The sequence below is a fragment of the Listeria booriae genome (assembly GCF_000766865.1).
GTDB classification, from domain to species: domain Bacteria; phylum Bacillota; class Bacilli; order Lactobacillales; family Listeriaceae; genus Listeria_A; species Listeria_A booriae.
In genome coordinates this window covers 164262-188278 of record NZ_JNFA01000023.1, presented here as the reverse complement: position 1 = coordinate 188278, position 24017 = coordinate 164262, and the positions used below count along the sequence as shown (strand labels likewise).

General features: G+C 43.2%; 24 protein-coding genes. 9 read left to right on the top strand and 15 right to left on the bottom strand.

From position 1 onward, the window contains the following. The first annotated feature begins 42 nt into the window (after positions 1-42). From dapF to EP57_RS08830, 3 genes are all read left to right on the top strand, one after another. Positions 43-1032, top strand: a complete 990-nt coding sequence (gene dapF, locus EP57_RS08840) for a diaminopimelate epimerase (protein ID WP_036085900.1) — start codon at positions 43-45, stop codon at positions 1030-1032. Positions 1033-1048: 16 nt separating this feature from the next. Continuing rightward, on the top strand, positions 1049-1741 hold the full coding sequence (locus tag EP57_RS08835) for a phosphatase PAP2 family protein (protein ID WP_036085899.1): 693 nt from the start codon (positions 1049-1051) through the stop codon (positions 1739-1741). A gap of 381 nt (positions 1742-2122) precedes the next feature. Further along, positions 2123-2323, top strand: coding sequence for a cold-shock protein (locus tag EP57_RS08830; protein ID WP_036064277.1), 201 nt, complete (start codon positions 2123-2125; stop codon positions 2321-2323). Between the two features lie 67 nt (positions 2324-2390). Here the strand turns inward: EP57_RS08830 and budA are convergent, their stop codons facing one another. The 10 genes from budA to ilvD all read right to left on the bottom strand — a co-directional run bounded on the left by budA (position 2391) and on the right by ilvD (position 14129). After that, positions 2391-3116: an acetolactate decarboxylase gene (gene budA / locus EP57_RS08825; protein WP_036085898.1), complete on the bottom strand. Its 726-nt coding sequence runs from the start codon at positions 3114-3116 to the stop codon at positions 2391-2393. A 149-nt stretch (positions 3117-3265) separates the two neighbouring features. Further along, positions 3266-4534 carry a threonine ammonia-lyase gene (gene ilvA / locus EP57_RS08820; RefSeq protein ID WP_036085897.1) on the bottom strand — a complete coding sequence of 423 codons (1269 nt, stop codon included), beginning with the start codon at positions 4532-4534 and terminating at the stop codon, positions 3266-3268. A 20-nt stretch (positions 4535-4554) separates the two neighbouring features. Beyond that, the gene (gene leuD, locus EP57_RS08815) at positions 4555-5136 is read right to left on the bottom strand and encodes a 3-isopropylmalate dehydratase small subunit (protein WP_036085896.1); all 582 of its coding nucleotides are present in this window, start codon (positions 5134-5136) and stop codon (positions 4555-4557) included. Further along, on the bottom strand, positions 5114-6511 hold the full coding sequence (leuC, locus tag EP57_RS08810) for a 3-isopropylmalate dehydratase large subunit (protein WP_036085895.1): 1398 nt from the start codon (positions 6509-6511) through the stop codon (positions 5114-5116). The genes leuD and leuC overlap by 23 nt, the downstream gene beginning before the upstream one ends. Before the next feature lie 2 nt (positions 6512-6513). Continuing rightward, complete coding sequence (leuB, locus tag EP57_RS08805; protein ID WP_036085894.1) at positions 6514-7566, bottom strand: 3-isopropylmalate dehydrogenase; 1053 nt, start codon at positions 7564-7566, stop codon at positions 6514-6516. Further along, complete coding sequence (locus EP57_RS08800; RefSeq protein ID WP_036085893.1) at positions 7563-9101, bottom strand: 2-isopropylmalate synthase; 1539 nt, start codon at positions 9099-9101, stop codon at positions 7563-7565. Before EP57_RS08800 ends, leuB begins: the two co-directional genes overlap by 4 nt. Positions 9102-9166: 65 nt before the next feature. Further along, complete coding sequence (gene ilvC, locus EP57_RS08795; RefSeq protein ID WP_036085892.1) at positions 9167-10162, bottom strand: ketol-acid reductoisomerase; 996 nt, start codon at positions 10160-10162, stop codon at positions 9167-9169. A 64-nt stretch (positions 10163-10226) separates the two neighbouring features. Continuing rightward, entirely contained in the window at positions 10227-10709 is a 483-nt protein-coding gene (ilvN, locus tag EP57_RS08790) for an acetolactate synthase small subunit (RefSeq protein ID WP_036085891.1), read from the bottom strand. Continuing rightward, positions 10710-12419 carry a biosynthetic-type acetolactate synthase large subunit gene (gene ilvB / locus EP57_RS08785; protein WP_036085890.1) on the bottom strand — a complete coding sequence of 570 codons (1710 nt, stop codon included), beginning with the start codon at positions 12417-12419 and terminating at the stop codon, positions 10710-10712. It abuts the gene before it with no gap. A gap of 18 nt (positions 12420-12437) precedes the next feature. Beyond that, complete coding sequence (ilvD, locus tag EP57_RS08780) at positions 12438-14129, bottom strand: dihydroxy-acid dehydratase (RefSeq protein ID WP_036086197.1); 1692 nt, start codon at positions 14127-14129, stop codon at positions 12438-12440. Positions 14130-14764: 635 nt separating this feature from the next. Between ilvD and EP57_RS08775 the strand changes: the two genes are divergently transcribed. Both EP57_RS08775 and EP57_RS08770 read left to right on the top strand, forming a co-directional pair. Beyond that, complete coding sequence (locus tag EP57_RS08775) at positions 14765-15298, top strand: GNAT family N-acetyltransferase (RefSeq protein ID WP_036086196.1); 534 nt, start codon at positions 14765-14767, stop codon at positions 15296-15298. Further along, entirely contained in the window at positions 15265-15744 is a 480-nt protein-coding gene (locus EP57_RS08770) for a DUF6884 domain-containing protein (RefSeq protein WP_114982925.1), read from the top strand. Before EP57_RS08775 ends, EP57_RS08770 begins: the two co-directional genes overlap by 34 nt. On the opposite strand, the gene EP57_RS17060 is transcribed toward EP57_RS08770, so the two are convergent. The 3 genes from EP57_RS17060 to zwf all read right to left on the bottom strand — a co-directional run bounded on the left by EP57_RS17060 (position 15741) and on the right by zwf (position 18174). After that, the gene (locus tag EP57_RS17060) at positions 15741-15881 is read right to left on the bottom strand and encodes a hypothetical protein (RefSeq protein WP_173405084.1); all 141 of its coding nucleotides are present in this window, start codon (positions 15879-15881) and stop codon (positions 15741-15743) included. The two genes, EP57_RS08770 and EP57_RS17060, sit on opposite strands and share 4 nt — an antisense overlap. Before the next feature lie 16 nt (positions 15882-15897). Then, positions 15898-16335, bottom strand: coding sequence for a YueI family protein (locus EP57_RS08765; protein ID WP_036085888.1), 438 nt, complete (start codon positions 16333-16335; stop codon positions 15898-15900). Positions 16336-16704: 369 nt separating this feature from the next. After that, positions 16705-18174 (bottom strand): glucose-6-phosphate dehydrogenase, encoded by a 1470-nt coding sequence (gene zwf, locus EP57_RS08760; RefSeq protein WP_036085887.1) that lies wholly within the window; start codon positions 18172-18174, stop codon positions 16705-16707. A 337-nt stretch (positions 18175-18511) separates the two neighbouring features. On the opposite strand from zwf, the gene rnz reads away from it, so the two are divergent. The 4 genes from rnz to EP57_RS16510 all read left to right on the top strand — a co-directional run bounded on the left by rnz (position 18512) and on the right by EP57_RS16510 (position 22060). Further along, positions 18512-19426: a ribonuclease Z gene (gene rnz / locus EP57_RS08755; protein ID WP_036085886.1), complete on the top strand. Its 915-nt coding sequence runs from the start codon at positions 18512-18514 to the stop codon at positions 19424-19426. A gap of 19 nt (positions 19427-19445) precedes the next feature. Then, positions 19446-20234: an SDR family NAD(P)-dependent oxidoreductase gene (locus EP57_RS08750; protein ID WP_036085885.1), complete on the top strand. Its 789-nt coding sequence runs from the start codon at positions 19446-19448 to the stop codon at positions 20232-20234. Positions 20235-20370: 136 nt separating this feature from the next. Next, positions 20371-21441 (top strand): DNA polymerase IV, encoded by a 1071-nt coding sequence (gene dinB, locus EP57_RS08745; protein WP_036086194.1) that lies wholly within the window; start codon positions 20371-20373, stop codon positions 21439-21441. 73 nt (positions 21442-21514) lie between these two features. Continuing rightward, positions 21515-22060, top strand: coding sequence for a GNAT family N-acetyltransferase (locus EP57_RS16510; protein WP_052167617.1), 546 nt, complete (start codon positions 21515-21517; stop codon positions 22058-22060). 17 nt (positions 22061-22077) lie between these two features. Here EP57_RS16510 and EP57_RS08735 read toward each other — a convergent pair whose 3' ends face one another. Together EP57_RS08735 and EP57_RS08730 are read right to left on the bottom strand one after the other, a co-directional pair. Next, positions 22078-23310: a toxic anion resistance protein gene (locus tag EP57_RS08735; RefSeq protein ID WP_036085884.1), complete on the bottom strand. Its 1233-nt coding sequence runs from the start codon at positions 23308-23310 to the stop codon at positions 22078-22080. Further along, the gene (locus tag EP57_RS08730) at positions 23307-23951 is read right to left on the bottom strand and encodes a 5-bromo-4-chloroindolyl phosphate hydrolysis family protein (protein WP_036085883.1); all 645 of its coding nucleotides are present in this window, start codon (positions 23949-23951) and stop codon (positions 23307-23309) included. The genes EP57_RS08735 and EP57_RS08730 overlap by 4 nt, the downstream gene beginning before the upstream one ends. Positions 23952-24017: the final 66 nt, after the last annotated feature.

The following is a 24017-nucleotide window of genomic DNA, read 5'->3' as shown; positions in this document are numbered from 1 at the left end:
CCTTCGTGCTCATGATGTTTTTTAGAATTGGAGGGACCTTGTATGGCACATATCGATTTTATAAAAGTCCATGGTTCGCAAAATGATTTTTTCCTGATTGATGAGGTGGCTAACGGTATTTCGACGTGGGAAGATACGAATCGGGCGGCGCTTGCTATTCGTATTTGTAATCGTGATGAGATGCTCGGCGGTGCGGATGGGATTTTATTCGTCTCAGAAGCCTCAGACGGTACCTCAATCGGTCGTATGCGAGTTTTTAATGCAGATGGCTCTGAAGCGTCTATGTGCGGAAATGGGCTGCGTACGGTGGCTCGTTACTTGTTAGAAAAAGAGGGCGTGTCAGAAGCAACGGTAGAAACGATGAAAGCAACACTGCACGTATCGAAAGCTGCTGAAATTGGCAATGACATTCCGACATATCAAGTGGAAATTTCACCTGTTTTATTTGAACCAGAAGCTTTGCCGTTAAACTGGCCGGAATCTAAGCTGTATGATGAGGTGATCCCTGCATTGGATGATACGCTTCGTTTTTCAGCGGTAGCCGTACCCAATCCGCATTTAATTACGTTTGTAGATCAGGATGTGCTGGATTCGGACAAACAAGAAACGCTTTCTACGTATTTAAATGGGAAAAATCCTTATTTTACAGATGGCGTGAATGTGAGTTTCGTGAAAAATATCACGGAAGACACGATTTATGTGCGGACGTTCGAGCGTGGTGTTGGTTTTACAAATGCGTGTGGAACGGCGATGTCGGCCTCAAGTCTGATGAAAAAGCTGCTTCATAATGATACACTGGAAACGCCTGTAAACGTGTATAACAATGGTGGGCGCGTACAAGTGACAGCAGCTAAAGATAAAGAAGGGGCGCTTCATTTGCAACTTATCGGCAATGCCACCTTTGTTTATCATGGGAAACTTGCTATCACAGCAACAACAATGAACCTTCTTGAAAAAAGCGAAACAGGAGAACAAGCTAAATATCAAGCAATGGTAGAAGAAGTGAAAGCATTTTTACAAAAAAATAAGTGATGTAAGGAGTAAATGTATGAACACAAATAAAAAGAAAGCAATCCCGCTATTTGCAATCGGTGGCTTTGCGCTACTAATCTTTATTATCGTAGCACTGGCTGTTAATTCAGAACCGCGCTGGGTTGCCAAATTTGACTTAAATTGGATCAGCCGGATTCAAACAAATATTTCCGCTTCCAAAACAAGTTTGATTGAGACGTTAACAACTATCGGAAGCGCAGAAACCGCTATTATTTTAACCGTTATCGTTGTCGTTATTTTATTCTTCATGCGCAAGTTTGTTGTGGGTCTGTGGTTTGGCGGAACAGTACTTGTTTGTGCGGTTTTGCTAAACACGATCTTAAAAGACATCTTCCAAAGACCACGTCCTAACTTCGATCGATTGATTGCGGAGACTGGCTTTAGTTTCCCAAGTGGGCATGCGACTGGGAGCACTGTTTTTTACGGCTTAGCAGCGATGTTCTTAATTTTTACAGTAAGACAAATGTGGGCAAAAATCGTGATTGGTGTTGTCGGCTTAGGCTGGATTTTCTTCATCATGTATTCCCGCGTTTATCTAGGCGTGCATTACCCAACAGACGTATTTGGTGGCTTCCTATTTGGCGTTGCTTCCATCTTCATCTCACTCGGCGTGTATTTCCTAGTGCGCGAACCACTGCATAATCTATTAGTAAAATGGCGCATTAAAGATCGCAGCGTCATAAAATAGTTAACAAAACCGCGAAAGGCTAAAGTGCCCGTCGCGGTTTTTTCATAGCGAAAACATTGTGAAACAAAACACTTCTTATGTCCCGAAAATATTCATTGACATAGGTAAATATTACTTGCATTTTTAGAATGAAAGCGGTAAAATAAGTGTATCAATAAAATTAATATTGCCCTTTTTGTGCATTGTTGGGATGCTGTGGGCTTGGCAAGAGCTTATTCACATGTTATAAAGGATATTGATTCTTTGTACGATGAGTATCTTTTATAATATGTGAATTTTTATATGAAAACAAAGGTAAGCTTGTTGTTTAGCAGTTTCCCAGTAAGTTTTGTATTTGTAAAAGGAACATATTAAGAAAAAATTTTTGGAGGTTTTTGACACATGCAAGAAGGTACAGTAAAATGGTTCAATGGCGAAAAAGGTTTTGGATTTATTGAAGTTGAAGGCGGCGACGATGTATTCGTACACTTCAGCGCAATTCAAGGAGAAGGTTTCAAAACACTTGACGAAGGTCAAAAAGTTGAGTTTGAAATCGTTGAAGGACAACGCGGACCTCAAGCTGATAACGTAACTAAGCTTTAATTTGGTAGCAAGAGTACGCGAATAGAGATTGAGTGACTGTCATTTTTGGCGGTTGCTCAATCTTTTTTTAGCCATCCTTTTCAATCGATTCAATTTGGTCGGCTATTTCTGGATTTTCTAAGTTGCTCTTTAAATAGTCAGTATTTTGCGGCAACTCAATTTCGATTCCAGTTTGCTGCGAGATTTCAATACGACCTTCCAAAATCTCATAATCAAAAACATGCCCGCCGACTTTTCGTAAATCATCAATGAAATGCAGATGATATCCAGGTACATAAACACCTTGAAGATACGTAGGGGACCAAAAACCAACAATTGTTCCAGTGATGTATTCTAACGTATAGGTGCGCTGATCGTCCGAAATTTCCATGAGTGGAAGAAAAGGGCGCGATTGCTTTTGCACAGTTCGAGTATGAACAATACGGAAGTTTCCCGTCATTTTAACCGTATAAAAAAGATTAGGCCCTTGCGTTAAGGGTGCGATACGTGCTTCTAGCGCTTCTTTCGTCGTCAATTGATCTACATCAAAACCAAAATCCGCTTCAAAAAACGTGACCATCGCGTAAGGCGTCGTATCCGTCTCTTTCATGCGATAAGCTTCCCCATTTGCCCGTATTTGATAGGCAACCCCATCTAAAATCACCAATTCACCATCAAGAGAATCAAGTGTCCCAATCCCTAAATCTCCATGTGTTAACAATTCTTTAAATGTCGTCGAGCCTTCGTACAATCCGCCGAGCAATGAAGCTAATGTGGCATGCTGAAAAAGTCTGTTTTTACTTGAATCAGTCATTTGAAATCACTTCTTTCTCCAGTTTTTTGTATAGCGTGTGCATTTATTTATTCTGTTTGTAACATTATACCTGTTTGGGAAAAAGAAGGAAAGTAATATATTACACAAAATAAAAAGACCTGCCACGTGGACAGCATCTTTTTAAGTTATTATACAAGAAGTGTATAGAGCATTTGATTGTCGTTAATTGGCATGAAACTTGGGTCAAAGACGGCAATTCGCTCTAATAATTTCTCATAATCATTTGGATTTTGGAGCAGGACGCCGATGATAACGGGGCCTTGATTCCGATTCACTTTTTTCGTGTATTCGAATTTTGTAATATCGTCGTAGGGACCAAGAACATCGTTTACGAATTCGCGTAAGGCGCCAGGACGTTGTGGGAAGTTCACGATAAAGTAATGTTTTAAGCCTTCAAATACGAGGGAACGCTCTTCAATCTCTTGCATGCGGTTAATGTCGTTGTTACCACCGCTGACAATGCAGATGACGTTTTTACCTTTGATTTGTTGGCGGAAATGGTTGAGCGCTGCGACGGATAAAGCACCTGCAGGCTCGGCGACAATGGCTTGCTTTGTGTACATGTCTAAGATTGTAGAGCAAACTTCGCCTTCATCGACTTCGGTTACTTCATCAACCAACTTCGCGCAATGTTGGTACGTTAGTTGGCCGACTTGTTTTACCGCCGCGCCGTCTACGAACTTATCGATTTTCGGAAGATTGACGACCTTGCCGGCGAGCAATGATTTAGCCATCGAAGGCGCACCAGAGGGTTCTACACCAATAATCGTCGTTTCAGGACTCACAGCTTTAACGTAAGAGGCCACGCCAGAAACCAATCCACCACCACCAATAGCTGCAAAAACGAAATCGCATGAATCTGCGTCTAGGTCATCGAGCATTTCCACGGCAACCGTTCCTTGTCCAGCGATAATATTCGCATCATCGAACGGGGCAATAAACGTCTTGTTATGCTCTGCGCTGAATTTCTTCGCAGAGTACGCCGAGGCGTCAAATGTGTCACCAGTAAGACGAACTTCCACAAATTCACCACCGAAAAATTTCACTTGCGAAACTTTTTGTTGGGGCGTTGTGGTTGGCATGAAAATCGTCGCAGGAACGCCAAGTTTTTGACAGGTGAAGGCGACTCCTTGTGCGTGATTTCCTGCGCTAGCACATGTAACGCCGTTTTTTAATTGGTCTTGGGTTAATTGGGCGATGGCATAATAGGCACCGCGTAGTTTGAACGAACGAACCCATTGCAAATCTTCTCGTTTTAAGTAGACATTGCAGTCATATTTTTGCGATAAATAGTAGTCTTTTTCAAGAGGTGTGTGTTTGACGATTGATTTTAACGTATCATGAGCGTCTAGCACGTCTTGTTTGCTAACTAAAGCATCGACATCAACCATTTCCATAACTTCCTCACATCCTTTATTTAATAAGCACGCGCTTGGTTTTCGTATGCGGTAATCATTGCTTCGTGTTCCATTGTTTGGGCGATATCGTCTAGCCCTTTCATGAACTTTTCTTTCCATGTTGCGTCAATCTCAAAATCATATGTGCCAACAGAGCTAATGACTTGCTGTTTCGGCAAATCAACGGCGATTTCTTCAGAAGCAGGAATTGTCGCCAACTTCTCGCGCGCTTCTTTTGGCAAACTGATTGGCAAAATACCATTTTTCGTGCAGTTCATATAAAAAATATCGCTGTACCCGCCGGCAATAATAATACGGAAACGGTAGTCAAGTAGGGCCCAAGGTGCGTGTTCACGGCTCGAGCCACAACCGAAATTCTCGCCTGTAATCAGGATGGTTGCTTCTTGACGATCTGGTGCATTAAGCGGGAAATCAGGGTTCAAGGAACGATCGGGAAGGTAGCGCCATTCATCAAAGAGAAATTCGCCAAATCCTGTTCGTTCGATGCGTTTTAGAAATTGTTTTGGGATAATTTGATCGGTATCTATATTGTCATTCATTAGGGCGACTGTGCGTCCTTTATGCAACACCATTGCTTCCATTTTGCCACACTCCTTTGCGAATATCGATAAAGCGGCCGTGAATCGCGGCTGCTGCGGCCATTGCTGGGCTTACTAGGTGAGTCCGGGCGCCTTTTCCTTGTCGTCCTTCAAAATTACGATTGGATGTGGAGGCGCAGTGCACGCCTTCTGGTACTTGGTCGGGGTTCATGCCTAGACACATTGAGCAACCCGGCTCACGCCATTCAAAACCGGCATCGATGAAAACTTGGTCCAGTCCGATGCGTTCAGCGGCAAGGCGAACTTGGCGCGAACCAGGAACAACCATGGCGCGAATACCGTCGGCGACTTGCTTGCCTTTGACGATTTGTGCGGCTTCTTCGAGATCGGAAAGACGTGAATTCGTACATGAGCCGATGAAAACATAGCCTAGATCAATGTCTGATGCGGTTTGCCCGGGTTCTAGTCCCATGTATTGATACGCGCGTTCATCATTGATATTTTCGATAGCAGGGAAGGCTTGTGTGACAGGGACGCCCATGCCTGGGTTTGTTCCCCACGTGACATATGGTGCTAGCTCAGAAACATCAATTTCGATGTCACGATCATATGCTGCGTCTGCATCACTCGGCAGTGTTTTCCAATCAGCGACGGCTTCTTCCCAGTTGGTTGGTGCGTATTCGCGACCTTTGATGTAGGCGAATGTTGTTTCGTCGGGAGCCATCATGCCCATTTTAGCGCCGCCTTCGATAGACATGTTGCAGATGGTCATGCGTTCTTCCATCGTCATATTGCGAACGGCTTCTCCGTAGTATTCGACGGCATATCCGTTACCGAATGAGACGCCGTATGTTGCGATTAGGTGGAGAATGATGTCTTTGGCATACACACCTTTTGGAAGGGTACCGTTAATTTTGACACCCATTGATTTTGGTTTTTGTTGCCAGATGGACTGCGTAGCAAGGACATGTTCGACTTCACTGGAGCCAATACCAAAAGCCATTGCCCCAAAAGCGCCATGTGTTGCGGTATGCGAGTCACCACATACAATTGTTTTGCCCGGCTGTGTTAGCCCGGTTTCAGGTCCTACCATGTGTACGATACCTTGGCGTTCACTGCCGACATCAGCAAGTGTTACGCCGAACTCTTCACAGTTTTTGCGAAGGGCATCGATTTGTTTTTTTGCAACGACGTCATGAATGTTGAAAATATCTTCGGTTGGGACGTTATGATCCATTGTTGCAAATGTGCGATCTGTGCGGCGGACTTTTCTTCCTTCCATTCGCAATCCTTCAAATGCTTGAGGGGAGGTAACTTCATGTACCAAATGCAGATCGATGTATAATAATTGCGGCTCACCTTCTTTTCCAAATATGACGTGACGATCCCACAATTTATCGAACATTGTTTTAGCCATTGTTATTCTCCTCCTTTAACTCGTTTTTTAACTTCTTTTGTAAAATTGGTAGTCGATGTGTCGCCACCGAGGTCTTTCGTTAGGAAACCAGCTGCCATCGTGTCTGCGGCTGCTTGATCTAAATAATCTGCTGCTTCAAAAAGTTGGAATGATTGCCGTAACATCATCGAAATCGATGAAATCATGGACATCGGGTTAGCGATGTCTTGGCCTGCGATGTCTGGCGCTGAGCCGTGAATTGGTTCGTAAAGCGATGGTCCTGATTCTGGATGGCTAGCAGAAGGTAACATGCCGAGCGAACCAGTAAGAACAGAAGCCTCGTCGCTTAAAATGTCGCCAAACATGTTTTCCGTCACGATAACGTCAAATGTGGTAGGGCGCTGAATGAGAATCATCGCCGCAGCGTCCACATAGAGATGTTCTAATGTCACTTCTGGATAACGCGTTGCCACTTGTTCGACGATTTGGCGCCATAGCTTACTAGAAGCAAGCACATTGGCTTTGTCGACAGAGGTAACTTTATTGCGTCTTGTTTTCGCTAATTCAAATGCTTGAACTGCGATGCGTTCAATTTCGGCGGCCGTGTACGTTAAAGTGTCCACCGCGCCGTTTTCGTCCCAATGTTTTGGTTCGCCGAAATAAATGCCACCAGTCAGTTCGCGAACGACGATAAAATCGGTGCCTTCAACGATTTCCTGTTTTAAAGGAGAAAGGTGCGTGATGCTAGCTGGCACTTGAATAGGACGGATATTAGCAAACAAACCGAGCGCTTTACGAAGAGCAAGCAGTCCTTGTTCTGGACGTTTTGGCGCATCGTCCCATTTAGGGCCACCAATCGCACCGAGCAAAATGGCATCTGCTTTTTGGCACGCGGCAAGTGTTGCGTCTGGCAGTGGATCGGAATGTGCGTCAATGCCGGCACCGCCAAATGGGTGTGTTTCAATTGTAAAATCGAGTTGGAATTTTGCGGCAAGTGTCTCGAGTATTTCTAGACCGCTTGCCATAATTTCTGGTCCAATCCCGTCGCCAGGAAGGGCTGTAATGGAGTAGCTCACTTGACTGGTACCTCCTCATTTGTTGGTTGTTGTTTGGAAGCCGAGGCTTTGGCGCTTGCATGTAGATAAGACTTGGCGGATGCGGTTAACACATCATTGTCAATACCGATTCCGTGGTAGGTTTCGCCTTGGTTGTCTTGAACGACAACGTGTACTTCAGCTTGGGCATCGTGTCCAGCCGTAATAGCTTGAATGCGGTAATCTGTTAATGTCACGTCTTGTTCTAGCAGGCGGTTAATCGTATTGTAAATCGCTTCAATACTACCAGCACCAGTCGCTGCGTCCTCTAATACCGTACCATCTTCGGTATGAATGCGGATAATCGCGCCTTGCACACCACCAGTCACGTATTGCACTTGCAGATGATTTAGCTCAACCGCTTGTTCGGAACTTTGACCAAGGATCAACGCGTGCAAATCGTCTTCCGTCACATCTTTTTTCACATCGGCCAAATGTTTGAAGCGTTTGAAAGCATCGTTTTTCTCTTCGTCCGTCAGCGTATAACCAAGCTCTTCCATGCGAGTCACAAAAGCATGACGTCCAGAAAGTTTACCAAGTGGCAAGGAGTTCTTCTCCACACCGACAAGGGCAGGCGTAATAATTTCGTAAGTCGTAGGTTCTTTTAGCACACCGTCTTGGTGAATACCGGATTCATGCGCGTAGGCATTGCCACCGATAATCGCTTTGTTACGCGGAACAGGCATTCCAGAAAGGCGACTAATCAAGTCACTCGTTTTCTTCGTCTGATTCAAAATAATGCCTGACTCCGATTTGTAGTAATCATTGCGAATATGCAGGGCAACCGCAACTTCTTCAAGCGCTGTATTCCCAGCACGTTCGCCGATTCCGTTAATCGTTCCTTCGACACGACGCGCCCCGTTTTCAATCGCCGAAAGCGCATTGGCAACCGACATACCAAGATCATCATGACAATGCGTCGAAAAAATGACTTCATCAAAACGCGGAATATTTTCACGCAAGTAGCGGAAAAGCGCACCAAATTCCGTCGGGTTCGTAAAACCAACCGTATCCGGAATATTAATCACCGTTGCCCCCGCATCAATCGCAGCCTGCACAGCTTGTACCAAGAACGCAGGGTCCGTACGCGTCGCATCCTCCGGTGAGAATTGCACGATTGGGAAAAGTTTACGCGCGTGGGCCACATGATGGCTAATCGACTGCAAAACCTCGGCTCGGCTCATTTTTAACTTATGTTTCATATGTACATCACTAGTAGCAAGAAAAACATGAACTTGAGCGTTTGCTGCGTCACGAAGCGCTTCATAGGCACGATCAATATCGCGTTCCACCGAGCGTGCTAAACCACAAACCGTTGCATTTTTAATCACACTAGCAATTTCTTTTACAGAATGGAAGTCACCGTCAGATGCAATCGGGAATCCCGCTTCGATAACATCGATACCGTACGTTTCCAACTGTTTGGCAATTTGAATCTTTTCTTGCTGGTTAAAGTTGACGCCAGGCGTTTGTTCCCCGTCACGAAGCGTCGTATCAAAAAATTGAATATAAGCCATGTTTTTTCACCTCATATTAGAAAAGGGGACAGGCGAGTTTTGCGTATCCCCAATTTCTCTTCCTATTAGTTTTGTGGTTTGACGAATGGCATCATTTCGCGTAGCGCTGCACCAACTTGTTCGATTTGGTGACCTTTTTGCTCTGCACGCAAGCGATGGAATTCTTTAAACCCGTTTTTATTATCATCAATAAATGCTTTGGCAAATGTACCGTCTTGAATATCTGTAAGTACTTCTTTCATTGCTTTTTTCGTGTCGGATGTCACAACGCGTGGACCTGACACGTAATCACCATATTCTGCTGTGTTGGAAATCGAGTGACGCATTTTTTCCATGCCACCTTCGTACATCAAGTCAACGATTAGTTTTAACTCATGTAATACTTCGAAGTAAGCAAGTTCTGGTTGGTAGCCAGCTTCTACTAATGTTTCGAATCCAGCTTGTACTAAGTGAGTTGTACCACCACATAATACGGCTTGTTCGCCGAATAGATCGGTTTCTGTTTCTTCTTTAAATGTTGTTTCGATAACACCGGCACGCGTTGCTCCAATGCCTTTTGCGTATGATAAAGCGACATCTGTTGCATTTCCCGTTGCATCTTGGTAAACCGCGAATAATCCAGGAACCGCGCCACCTTCGACAAACGTACGACGAACTAAGTGACCAGGGCCTTTCGGAGCTACTAAGAACACATCCACGTCAGCCGGTGGTTTAATTACGTCAAAATGAATATTAAAACCATGTGCAAAAGCTAAGGCATTGCCAGCTTCTAAATTAGGCTTGATTTCAGCTTCATACGTATCGCCTTGTGTTTCGTCTGGTAAAAGAATCATCACGACATCTGCTGCTTTCGTTGCATCAGCCACAGATAATACTTCAAAACCATCATTGCGAGCAGCTTCTGCTGATTTTCCTTCGCGAATCCCGATAATGACATTATTGCCGTTGTCACGTAAGTTTTGCGAATGGGCGTGTCCTTGTGAACCGTATCCGATAACTGCTACTTTCTTACCTTCTAACGCGCTTTTTTGTACTGCATCTTCATAATATACTTTTGTCATTTTCCTAACCTCCATAGATTTATCTTTTTATATTTCTCAGAAAAAGGATTTCTGGGATTCACAATTATTTGGCGCTTCGTGTAAAACCAGTGACACCAGTTCGTGCCATCTGTTTAATGCCGTAAGGGCGAATGCTGTCCACAAAGGCATTGACTTTCTCGCTCGTTCCTGCGACTTGGACAACGACGCTGTTTTTACCAACATCAATGACTGTTGCTCGGAATGGTTCGATGATGGAATTGATTTCAGCACGAGTTGCGGCAGGGGCGTTGACTTTTACTAATGCTAGTTCGCGCTCCATATGCGGGTCATCGGTAATATCGCTTACTTTCAACACATCGATTTGTTTGTTTAACTGCTTCGTCACTTGTTCGATCTCATAAAGGGAGTCGACGTGCACGACGATAGTAATGCGGGAAACATTGGCGATTTCTGTCCAGCCAACGGAAATGCTATCAATATTGTATTGCCGTCTGGAAATAACGCCGGTGATTCTGTTGAGGACCCCACTTGAATTATTAACTGTTGCGGTAATGATTCGTCGCATTTATTCCACTCCTTCCATTTGATGATTCGCTTTACCTGGTGGAATCATAGGCAACACGAGCTCGTTTGGTGAAATCACACAATCAATAACCATTGGACCAGGATAAGCAAAAGCTTCCGCTAAATCAGCTTCTAGTGTCGTCGGGTCCGTCAGACGAACTGCTTTTACACCATAAGCTTCTGAAAGTTTCACAAAATCAGGCTGGCTTTGGAAAATCGAATGGGAGTAGCGTTCGTTATGGAACTTCTCTTGCCATTGGCGTACCATACCGAGCGTGCTATTATTTAAAATTACGACTTTTAGATTAATCATATAATCATTTAAAATCGCAAGTTCTTGATTTGTCATTTGGAAACCACCATCCCCAACAAAAGCAACAACCGTTTGTTCAGGATAAGCAAGCTGTGCACCAATTGCTGCAGGGAAGCCAAAGCCCATCGTTCCAAGTCCGCCACTCGTCATGATTTGGTGATCATGACTAAACGGATAAAATTGCGCAACCCACATTTGATGCTGACCAACATCGGTCGCGACTAATGCTTTGCCTGCCGTGATGTCACCGATGATTTCGATAACTTTTTGCGGTTTGATTTCTGCTTTTGCCTCACGATTATACGTGAATGGATGGCGTTCTTTGCGCGTCATATTTAACTTGTACCAATGGCTCGTATCTGCTTTTTCAGGGATTTCGATATCAAGCAATTGTGTCAGCGTTTCTTTAATATCCGCAACAATCGGAATTTTCGTTGTTAAGACTTTGCCAATCTCCGCAGGGTCGATATCAATATGTGCAATGACAGCGTGTTTCGCGAATTCTTTTGGCACACCGACAACCCGATCATCAAACCGAGAACCGAAGTTAATCAGTAAATCTGGATCTGTGAGCGCCATGTTCGCAGCGTAGGAACCATGCATTCCGCCCATTCCGAGGAATAGGGGATGATCCTGCGGGAAACTACCAAGTCCAAGTAGTGTATTGACGACTGGGATTTGATACTTTTCTGCAAAATCAAGTAGTTCCGCCGTAGCGCGAGCATGATTCACACCCGCACCTGCCAAAATAACAGGTTTACTTGCTTCGGCCAAGGCTTGCATTAATTTTTCAAGTTGCATTCTGTTTGGCATCACAGTAGGTTGGTAGCCCGGCAAATGGATAGTGTCATCGTTGACTTTGTCGGTCGAAGCAATCGAGATATCTTTCGGTAAGTCGATGACAACAGGACCTTTACGACCAGTCGTAGCGATATGAAACGCTTCTTTAATGATCTTCGGAATATCTTTTACATCGCGAACTTGGTAGTTATATTTCGTAATCGGAATCGTTAAGCCAATCATGTCAGCTTCTTGGAACGCGTCTTTCCCAATACCCGGCGTCGCAACTTGTCCGGTGAAAACAACGAGTGGAATCGAGTCGCTCATCGCATCAGCAATCCCTGTCAGTGCGTTTGTAGCGCCAGGGCCACTAGTTACGACAACAACGCCAGCTTTCCCAGTTACACGCGCATAACCTTCCGCAGCATGCACCGCGCCTTGTTCGTGACGGGTTAAGATATGCGGAATATCACAGTCATAAAAAGCATCGTACAAAGGAAGTACGGCACCACCCGGATAACCAAAAATCATATCCACGTCTTGCGCTTTTAAAGCTTGAATTAATAGTTCAGCACCACTGTTCGTTGTCGTTGCTGCTTGCTTTTCTACTTTCATCATTCTTTTCACCTCTCCTTATTATTCTAGAAATTCATCTGGAAGTTTCATTACGCCACCGGTATGCGCAGAAGTTACAAGTGCAGCGTAGCGTGCCAGATAACCTTTTTTAATTTTCGGAACAAATTTAGGGATGTTGGCGCGTCGTGCTTCTAGAACATCTGGCGCGACTTCTACGTTTAGCGTCCGGTTTGGAAGGTCAATCACGATTGTATCACCATCTTCAATGAGTGCAATCGGACCACCTGCTGCAGCTTCTGGTGAAATATGACCAATCGCGATACCACGCGTTGCCCCAGAGAAACGACCGTCTGTAATGAGTGCGACATCTTTTCCTAAACCGCGTCCAACGATGGAAGAAGTAGGAGCCAACATTTCTGGCATTCCTGGGCCACCTCGAGGACCTTCATAGCGAATCACGACAACATGGCCTTCGCGAACGGTATGATTATCAATCGCTTCAACCGCTGCGTCATGCGAGTCAAAACAAATCGCTTTTCCGGTAAAGACGGATACAGAAGGATCCACACCGCCGACTTTGATAGCCGAACCTTTTGGTGCGATATTTCCGAATAGGATGGAGAGACCGCCTGTTTTTGTATAAGGATTTTCTTTAGGATGGATAACATCGGTATTGTGAATTTTGGCATCTTCTACGTTTTCGCGGATGGTTTTGCCAGTGACGGTGATTCGGTCGGGATGAATCGCGTCGCCAAGCTCAACCAGTTCTTTCATAATGGCTGGAACGCCGCCTGCTTCGTGTACGTCATGCATTGAATAAGCAGAGGACGGAGCAATTTTGGATAGGTAGGGAACACGACTTGCGATTTCGTTAATGCGCTCTAGGTCGTAATCGATTTCCGCTTCATTTGCAAGAGCTAGAACGTGAAGCACGGTGTTAGTAGAACCACCCATTGCCATATCTAGCGCAAAAGCGTCATCAATCGCATCACGTGTAATAATATCGCGAGGACGAATATCTTTTTTCACAAGATCCATCAAATGGAAAGCTGATTCACGGATCAAATCACGACGCGCTTCGGATACAGCAAGCGTTGTCCCGTTAAAAGGAACCGCCATACCAAGCACTTCCATCAAGCAGTTCATAGAGTTTGCTGTAAACATACCAGCACATGAACCACACGTTGGACACGCATTCGCTTCCATATCTAAAAATTCTTCTTGGCTCATGCTACCTTCTTTAAAAGCACCAACCGCTTCGAACATAGAAGAGAGCGTCAAAGCTTTACCAGTAGCAGAAAGACCAGCTTTCATCGGACCACCAGAGCAAAAAATAGCAGGTACATTCGTTCTAACAGAGGCAAGTAGCATGCCCGGTGTAATTTTGTCACAGTTCGGAATATACATAACACCATCGAACCAGTGGGCGTTAATTACCGTTTCAGCAGCATCAGCAATGACTTCGCGGCTCGGAAGGGAGTAACGCATCCCGATGTGTCCCATGGCAATTCCGTCATCGACACCGATTGTATTGAACTCGAAAGGAATACCACCAGCTTCACGAATCGCTTCTTTCGCAATATCCGCAAGCTCTCGCAAATGCACATGGCCAGGAACGATATCGATATAAGAGTTACAAATGGCGATAAATGGTTTGTCCATATCACCTGGACTTTTTATTTGACCTGTGGCATGTAGAAGACTCCGAGCTGGAGCTTGTTCGACACCTTTTTTAATTTTATCACTACGCATGAGCATGTACCCCGTTTCTTTAATTATAATTGTTGGTCGAAGCTGAATTTTTAGAATATAATCACTAGCATGACCTTTTGTCTGAAAAATAAGCGGCAAATCAAGTGCTTGGCAACAAAAAAGCACCCCATTTTTTGAGTAAAAAAATGGGATGCCTAGATAAGAATCCCATTTAATGATAAACAGGATCTAAACGACTGCTTGTTTTAAACAGTGTTCCAGACCCTTGCTAGAGTAATAAAATTGTAATGACGTAATTTCGGTTAAAAGTTTTCATAAGTCATTAGCTCCTCTTTTTATCAAAATATGAGATACTTAAAAATTCGATTATGTAGCCCGTTTTAAGTATGTCGGAAATAACGTTGCTTGTAATAACATTAATTATAGCTTTTGAGGGGAAAATGTCAACTGTTTTTTGAAAATTTATTGCTTTTGCATTTCATTGAAAAACGAGAATACATAGCCAAATTGATTGGTAAAACTACGTGTAAGCGGATACAAATATAATGAAAAAAGATTCGAAAAAATTAGTATGTGGTAATAATAACAGGTGGTATTCTGCAAAATAATTGCGCATTGAGGCAGAATTTGATAGTTTTAGAGTAAGATAAATGAATGGAAAGTCGGGTTTTGTCATGGGAAAATTAGAAACGAAACGGCTGTTGTTGTTAGAGTATAATTTGGAGTGGATTCAGGCAACGATCGCAGGGGTGGACGAACTAGAACGCGTATCGGGCTATGAGGTGTCCAGAGACTGGCCAGGTATTGATTTCTTTTTTTATCTACCATATGTGTTAGAGAACGTCAAAAAAGAGCCAGAAATGACGAAATGGACGCATTTGATAGTTTTGAAAGAGGAAAACAAGATAATCGGCGAAATTGGTGGACAGGGCAAGCCTGAGGAAACAGGGGAGATTGAGCTTGGTTATAGCATCGTACCAGGGTATCAAAATCAGGGTTACGTGTCAGAAGCTTTGATGGAATTGCTTGCGTGGCTACAAGTTCAGCCGGAGATTAAGCGGATTTTTGCAAGGAGTTTTGAAACGAATACGCATTCGATCCAAGTGTTGAAAAAAGCAGGGTTCGTGTATCAGCCAGATCAAGACAAAGTCGAATCGCGCGGTCGGATTGTGTTGTGGGAATATCCGATGAATCAAGGTGTATCATGATTATTATTCCATCTGGAAAGCCGAAAATTTGGGACAAACAGAGCGACTTAGGTGCGGTGAAGGCGAGTGAAGCGTATACCGGGAATTTTCATCGGCTGTGCAAGGCGTACGCGGAAACGTTTGATGGGGATTATCTTATTTTATCGCCGAAGTATGGTTTTTTAAAGCCCGATTCGCTTGTTTTGGGAACATACGATGTCAGGTTTACGGCACGCGGAGTGACCCCAGAAACGATTGGGCTAGAAGCGTTAACGCAGCAATGGCAGGCGCTTGGAATCCAACAAGCATCCATTACGATGTTAGGTGGACAGAAATTTAAGCCCTTACTAGAGCAAATAACCAATGGAAAGCAAGTTTTTTCCTTCCCACTCCACGGCTCAAAAGGTATCGGCGACATGCAAAAAAGGCTCCGCACAGCATTGGATACTGGCGAGCCTTTCAATTAGCCGATGGTTGAAATAATTAATAACGCAACACCGATGAGGAGAAACATCACGCCCATGTCGGTGTTCTTTCGTATGAAAAAATAAATCGTTTGCAAGAAAACAAGGATGGCAAGCGCGATAACGACCGTGTGAAGCATAAAGTGTCACATCCTTTTATTCTTTAAATATAGCCCTAATTTTGTCGAGCAGGGTCACTTTCCCCGTGGTGTCTTCTGTGATTGCCGGTGTTTCATGGAGGTGCGTGTCTTCGCGGTTGATTTCGTAATCCTCCGTTAGCACGAGACCAACTGGTGTATCATCGTCTTCACGCGCAACGATGGAGAAGGGCAGTTTATGTTTTTCTGCGAGCATAATATACGCGCGCAAAATTTCGTAGGAAATGGAACCGTTAAGCAATAATTTAGCTTTCGGATGGTCCTTCATTTCTTGTTCGAGTTCTTTCGTGCAATATTTTTCGAATACTTCTTGTTTGCTCATTTGGATTTCGATTCGTTCTCGAAATGTGCCGAGATACTTCTTGCGTTCGGCTGGATTGATTTCTTTCGCACCATGAATTCCGCGATCGATATAATCGTCAATGCTTTCTGGCATATTGATTCTCCTTTATGGTTTGTTCTATTTTATTGTAACATGGATTTGTGAAAAAGGGAACGATGATTGGGTGGGGGGGAGATGGTTTTGGTTTTGGGGAATTTGAGAGGACTAAAAAAAGCAAGAGCGGCTTTTTACTGCGGCCGTTCTTGCTTTTTGGATTTAGTTTTCAAATCTTAATTGATAGGCTTTCTAGGTTAGGCAATCATGTTTGCGAGAATTCTATGCTGTTGTTACGTATCTATGTCTCGCGATCCAGCTTCAACAGCCACCCCTTCGGAGCTTTCACAGCCTCCATAAAAATCAAAAGAGGATTTTTATTGCGCCTGCTCCAAGCTCTTTCAGGGGTAAACGGGCTGTTTCAGCTTTTCATTCAAACCACTCAAACCCATCCTGCGCAACCAACTTATCTGCTTCTTTAGGTCCCATTGTGCCGGATGTGTAGTTCGGGAAGTGTTCTTTCGTGTTGGACCATACGTTGGCTACTTTGTCGACGAAGTTCCATGATAGGGAGACTTCATCCCAATGAGAGAAGTAGGTTGCGTCGCCGTTTAGGCAGTCTTGGATTAGTTTTTCGTAGGCTTCTGGTGTGTTCATGCCGTCTGGTGAGGAGTGGGCGTAGTTTAGGTTGATTGGCATGGTTAGCATTCCTTGGCCTGGTTCTTTGACATTCATGTGCAGTGTGATACCTTCGTCTGGTTGGATATGTATCACGAGTACATTTCCTGCAAGCGATTGTTGGCCGCCAAATAGATTCATCGGTACACTCTTGAATTGAATGGCAATTTGTGTTGCTTTTTTCGCTAAACGTTTTCCGGTGCGGATATAAAATGGTACGCCGCTCCAACGGAAATTGTCAATCATTAGCTTGGCTGCTACGAATGTTTCGGTATTAGAATCTGGATCGACATTTTCAGCTTGACGATAGCCTTCTAATTGTTCGCCATCCACAGTACCTGGACCATATTGACCGCGCACGAAATATTTATAGACATCTTCGCCTTCAATAACACGTAACGAACGAAGCGCACGTACTTTTTCATGGCGAATTTCTTGAGTTGTTAGCTTAATTGGTGGTTCCATGGCAAGCAATGATACGATTTGTAAAATATGATTTTGTACCATATCACGCAAAGCGCCACTTTCTTCGTAATAACGACCGCGATCTTCTACACCAAGCGTTTCACTAAGTGTTACTTGGACGTTATCAATATAGCGATTATTCCAAAGCGATTCAATAATAGAATTCGCAAAACGGATAACAGAAATATTTTGAATCATCTCTTTACCTAAATAATGGTCAATACGGTAAATTTCATTCTCCGCAAAAGCTTGACGTAGCGATTCATTTAATTCCTGGGCACTCGCTAAATCACGACCGAATGGTTTTTCAATAATTAAACGACTAAAGCCATCATTATCGACAAAACCTTCTGACTTTAATCGACTAGCAATTGTTCCAAAGAAATTAGGTGCCATTGCTAGGTAGAATAGACGATTTCCTTGCAGTTCATACTTTTTGTCGAGTTCATCGGAGAGATCTTTTAGTTGAACATAAGATTCTCGGTTCGTTACATCATGTGATTGATAGTAGAAATGAGAAGCAAAATCTTGCGGATCAAAACCTTCTTCTTCAATTCCTTTTAAAGATTCCACTACTTTTTCGCGGAAGAAATCATTTGTCCACGGACGACGAGCAGTACCAATCACTGCAAAATTCTCTTTCAAAAATCCTTTTGTAAAGAGATGGTATAGCGAAGGGTAAAGTTTACGATTTGCCAAATCTCCCGTACCGCCAAAAATAGTTATTAAAGCCACTTGTTCTTTCACTTCTGTCATACGTACTTACCCTCTTTCTTAAATATGTGGACATACTCTGCATAAATCGGCGGCAAGCGTTCGATTTGTGTAAAGCCATATGTACGCTTATCCTAAAATCTAAAAATAGATGGACCACGCTTTCTGGCTTTATTTCGAGTATTGTCGTAAATGAGGCGTAATAGAACACAATGCAATCATAGTCATCCTCATTATTCCTTACTATTTTAGCGGTTAGATTTGGTTTGTGCAACTGATTGAGCCGAAATATATTTTTAGCGGGGTGCGAAGTTCAATAAATTTGGCAAATATGGTACTATTAATGGTGAGAAGTTGACGAGGGGATTGTGAGACAAAGATGGAATTGATTTTTCTAGGGACTGGGGCTGGTGTTCCTTCCAAAGGTCGTAATGTTACGGCGATTGCGCTCACGATGCTAAATGAGCGAAACAGTATTTGGCTGTTCGATTGTGGAGAAGCTACGCAACACCAAATTTTACGTAGCTCGATTAAATTGAGTAAATTAGAAAAAATTTTTATAACGCATTTGCACGGCGATCATATTTTTGGCTTGCCGGGTTTGCTTAGTAGTCGTTCTTTTCAAGGCGGGGAAACGGCGCTCACGGTTTATGGACCTGTGGGACTTGCGAATTATATACGGACGAGCTTGGCGGTTAGTGGCACGCATTTAAAATATCCGCTGGAGATTGTGGAAATAGAAGATGAACTCGTGTTTGAAGATGCGACATTTAGAGTGACATGTAAGGAATTGGAGCACGGTATTTTGAGTTATGGATATCGGATTGAGGAGGCGGATAAGACGGGAGCGCTTGATGCTGCTGGTCTTGCTGCGCTTGGTGTGAAGCCTGGTCCGATTTTTAAAGAGTTGAAGGAAGGCAAGACGGTGACGCTAGAAGATGGGACCGTTGTTAATGGTAGCGCGTTTATTGGACCTTCTAAAAAGGGGCGCGTCATTGCGATTTTTGGTGATACGAAAGTGACGCCGAACGAACTAGCGGTTGCGCGTCATGCAGATGTTGTTGTTCACGAAGCCACGTTTGCTGCAGATATGGGAGACATGGCTGGTGAATATATGCACTCGACAACGCTAGAAGCCGCAACGCTTGCCAAAAATGCAGAGGCGAAGCAATTAATTATTACGCATATCAGTTCGCGGTATAGTCGGGATGATAATCAAAGCTTAGTAGATGAATGCCGTACCATTTTTCCGAACACAGAAATAGCAACAGATTTCGCCATATTTGAACTATAAAAAAGGAGTCTGAAAAAAGATGAATCATTTTTTAAAAGATAAAACAGTGCTGATTACAGGGGCATCTAACGGGCTTGGCGCAGAATTAGCAAGACAGGTCGCAGCACAAGGCGCGCACACGATTTTAACGGCGCGTAGTACGGAGAAATTGGCGAGTTTAACAACGCAGATTCAAGCAGATTTTGGCGTAATTAGCACGTATCATAAAATGGATATGACCAATTTTGCAGAAATTGAAGAAGTGGTGGCGAAATTGGCGGATACAAACATTGATGTCCTCGTTAATTGCGCCGGGTTCGGTATTTTTGAGGAGGCTGTTACGACAGATTTTGATACGGTAGAGCGCATGTTTGACACGAACGTACTGGGTCTGATGCGCCTAACCCAATTGGTTTTACCGAAAATGATGGCTAGAAAAGTAGGACATGTTATCAATATCGCCTCTCAAGCCGGAAAAATTGCAACACCGAAATCATCTGCGTATTCTGCAACGAAATTCGCTGTATTGGGCTATTCGAACGCGTTACGGATGGAAGTGAAGCCTTCTGGAATCCACGTTACAACAGTGAATCCAGGACCGATTGCGACGAACTTTTTTGACATTGCAGATGCATCGGGTGACTATTTAAAAAATGTTGGCTTTCTCGTGTTAAAACCAGAAGATGTAGCTGCGAAAATAGTTGCCATTATGGGGAAAAACAAGCGTGAAATCAATTTACCATTCGCGATGAATATCATTTCTAGGTTATACCAAGTAATGCCTCGCGTGATTGAGTTCTTTGGAAAAAGTGCCTTCGAAAAGAAATGAAGCTGAAAAAGAGTTTAGGTTTTTCCTTGCTCTTTTCAGCTTTTTATTTTTGTTCGTAAAGATACTTGAAATTTTGTTCTGTATTATGTATAATAAAAATAAGAACAAACGTTCGTTATCGAAAGGCGATGAAGACATGGATAAGACGCGTAAAATAATTCATATTGATATGGATGCTTTTTTTGCTTCGGTGGAAGAGCGTGATCATCCAGAATATCGCGGAAAGGCGTTAATTATAGGCGGGGACCCGAATAAGCGTGGTGTTGTGTCGACGTGTTCGTATGAAGCAAGGAAGTTTGGCGTTCATTCCGCAATGCCTACGAAACAAGCGTATAAGCTATGCCCGCATGGAATTTTTGTTCATGGGAATATGGAACATTATCGGGAAGTCTCGATGCAAATTCGTGAGATTTTTTATCGATATACCGATTTAGTAGAGCCGATGTCGTTAGATGAGGCTTATTTAGATGTGACAGAGAATAAACGAGGAATTAAGTCTGCAATGAAGGTGGCGATGGAGATTCAGTATGCCATTTATCACGAAATTGGGCTAACTGCCTCAGCTGGCGTTTCTTATAATAAATTTATTGCTAAGATTGCCTCAGATTTTAAGAAGCCTGCCGGAATGACAGTTGTCTTGCCTGAAGAGGCAGAGGCTTTTTTGGAGCGCTTACCTGTAACGAAATTTCACGGTGTTGGGAAGGTGACAGCTGAGAAGCTACATCGCTTAGGTATTGAAACTGGTGCCGATTTAAAGGCTTGGAGTGAATGGGATTTAATACGGGAGTTGAATAAGCAAGGATACCGACTATATCGTGCGGTGAGGGGCTTATCAGATTCGAAAGTGAACCCACACCGAGAGCGTAAATCGGTAGGCAGGGAGACAACATTTGCGAATAATATTTTTGATGAGCGTTTGATGCAAGATACGTTATTTTTATTCGCGCAGAAAATCGAAGCTTCTTTGGAGAAGATAGGGAAGCAGGGAAAGACGGTTGTTTTGAAATTGCGATATAGTGATTTTAATACAGTGACTAGGCGATTATCGCTAATGGAATATACGAAGGATGCGCAGATTATTTTTCAGGCGGGGCTTAGTCTTTTGAATGATGTTTATAGTGGGGAAGACAGTGTCAGATTAGTCGGATTGACAGTGACGAATTTGAGACCACTCCAATTTGAAAATTTGAAATTAGAAGGATTTTAAAGGAATTTCTTGTAAGACTGCTTCTATCATTGGTATACTTGATTTAGAATGGTAATAGGGAGCTGTAGGGAGAATGGAGAAAGAGGGAAGTATAAGACCTATCAAGCGTGAAGATGTGGCTGTGATGCATGATTGGGAATTAGATGACGAGATTGCTTATTTAAGCGGTATAACAAGACCACGTTCGCTAGAAGCATTTAAGGCCTCGTATGAAAGTTATTTTGTCAAAATGGATAATACGTTGCGATTGTACAGTATTATTTTAAATGAACGCGTAATTGGTCGGATAGAGCTTGGTTTAATCGACAGAGAGAATGGAACCGCGGCTTTTGGGATTGTGATTGGGGATCGCGATTGCTGGGGGCAGGGATATGGAAAGCAGGCAATTTTAGAGCTTTTAAGAGAAGCTTTTGATGATTTGCATTTGCACAAGGTCTATTGTGAAGTATACGCCTTTAACGAACGATCTATTCGTATGATGCAGGCGATGGGTTTTAGGCAGGATGGCGTGTTACGCGAACATGAATATTTTCGAAACGAGCATCATGACTTGGTTGTCTTTAGCATGCTCCGATCAGAATTTAAAACAAAATTAAAAGAGGAGATTACATCGGCGTAATCTCCTCTTTAGACAAATTATTTTAGTTCTAGCAAGCGGTCTTTTAGTTCTTGTTCCATTGAAACAAGTTCTTTTTCTGCTACGGCACGTTTGGCACGGCCTTCTTGTTGGATTTTCAATGTTTCTTGTAATGTCTCGATAAGGCTTGATTGTGTTTCTTTTAGTGTTTCGATGTCGACAATACCTCTTTCGTTTTCGCGAGCTGTTTCGATAGCATTTGTTTTTAGCATATCCGCGTTTCGTTTTAGAAGTTCGTTTGTTGTTTCAGATACTTGACGCTGTGCTTCAGCTGCTTGTTGTTGGCGTAGCAATGTTAGCGCGATAGCTACTTGGTTTTTCCAAAGTGGGATAGCGGTCATGATGGAAGATTGGATTTTCTCTGCTAGCACTTGGTTTGTATTTTGAATAAGCCGGATTTGTGGTGCTTGTTGAATCGTGATTTGGCGGCTTAGTTTTAAGTCATGTACGCGTTTTTCTAGGCGATCAGCGAATTGTGTTAAGTCATTGACTTCTTGGAAATCCATTTGATCACCAGATTGCTCTGCTTTTTTGCGCAGTTCTGGAAGTAGTTTGGTACTGATTTCTTCTTGTTTTAGTTCACCAGCTGCGATATAGATATTTAAAGCTTGGAAGTAGTCTTTGTTCTTGTCGTATAGTTGTTCTAAGAAGGAGTTGTCTTCCATTAAGCGCTTCTTAGCATGTTCTAATTTCAAAGCGATGCGGTCAATTTGTGTTCCCATTTTCTGATATTTAGAAGTGATTTCGTTGATGGATTGTTTGACACGGGAGAACATTTTTGTGAAAACGTTCTTGTTGCGTGCTGCTAATTCATCGGGATCAGCTTCTTGTAAGCGGAACATCAGGTCGCTGATAATTTCACCGATTGGGCCAACATCTTGCTTTTGAACTTGGTTGAGCATAGAGTGGGAGAAATCGTGCAATTTGGCTTGGGCAGGTGCGCCGTAACCTAGAATTGCTGCTTGATTTCCTGGCTCGATTTGCTTAGCTAGCTCAACGGCTTGGCGACGGTTGTTTTCTGGCAACATGTCGACAAGGCGTGGGGCTTTATCGCTTTCGTTATTTACAATTTCTTGAACGGTTTGTGAGCCGTTTGTTCCGAATGGATCGGCTAACAGGTCGTCCAATGTTTTGTTGAAATTAGCATCGATTACTTCTGCTTTTGGATCTGTATATGTTGGTGCTTCTTTTGCTTGAAATTCAGGTTCGTTTGGCTTTTGGTTTTCGGTCATTTCGGTGTTCTCCTTTCAAATTTCTTCTGCTGCTTGGAAATGGAGTTCTTGGCTACTTCTAGCTCGAAATCCAAGTTGGAAACATCTTTATTTAGCAGCGAGAAAAGGTCCTTCTCGATTACGCGACCTAAGTCATTTAGAAGGCTACGCGTATCTGAAAGTGTTTGGTAAATCTTCTTATCTTTCACCGGTTGGCTGTCTAGGAAAGCATATTTTTCTGTCAGCTCAACAAGGGAATCAAGATGGGAGAAGAAAAAGTCTTCTGCGTCGTAAAAGCGTTTCGGTTCTTCTTTCACAATACCGTAGATGCGTTTTGTAAGTAATAGTGTTTTATCGCGTTCTTGGAAGGTGAATAACGTACGGTGTGCGGATGTGATTTTTTGAAGACGCAATATTTTGGCGCGGGATTCTTCTAGATTTGTGCGAATGTATTTAAATTCTTTTTTTGTTAAACCTGTTTGAATCGCATGTGCCTTATCCCCAGCTTTGGCAGAAAAGATGAACAACACGACAGCGACAACCAATGTGACGCTACTAATGAGCAACCAGTTATTCACAAAGATGCTTGCCAAAATACCGAACAAAACAAGTGTTAAGACGATTGAGCCAGTGAAGGCCATAAATTTTTTAAATACTACCATGTCTATCTTCTCCTTAGGCTTCCTTATTTTTTTAAGGATTAAGTATTTGTAGAAACTGTTACAAAA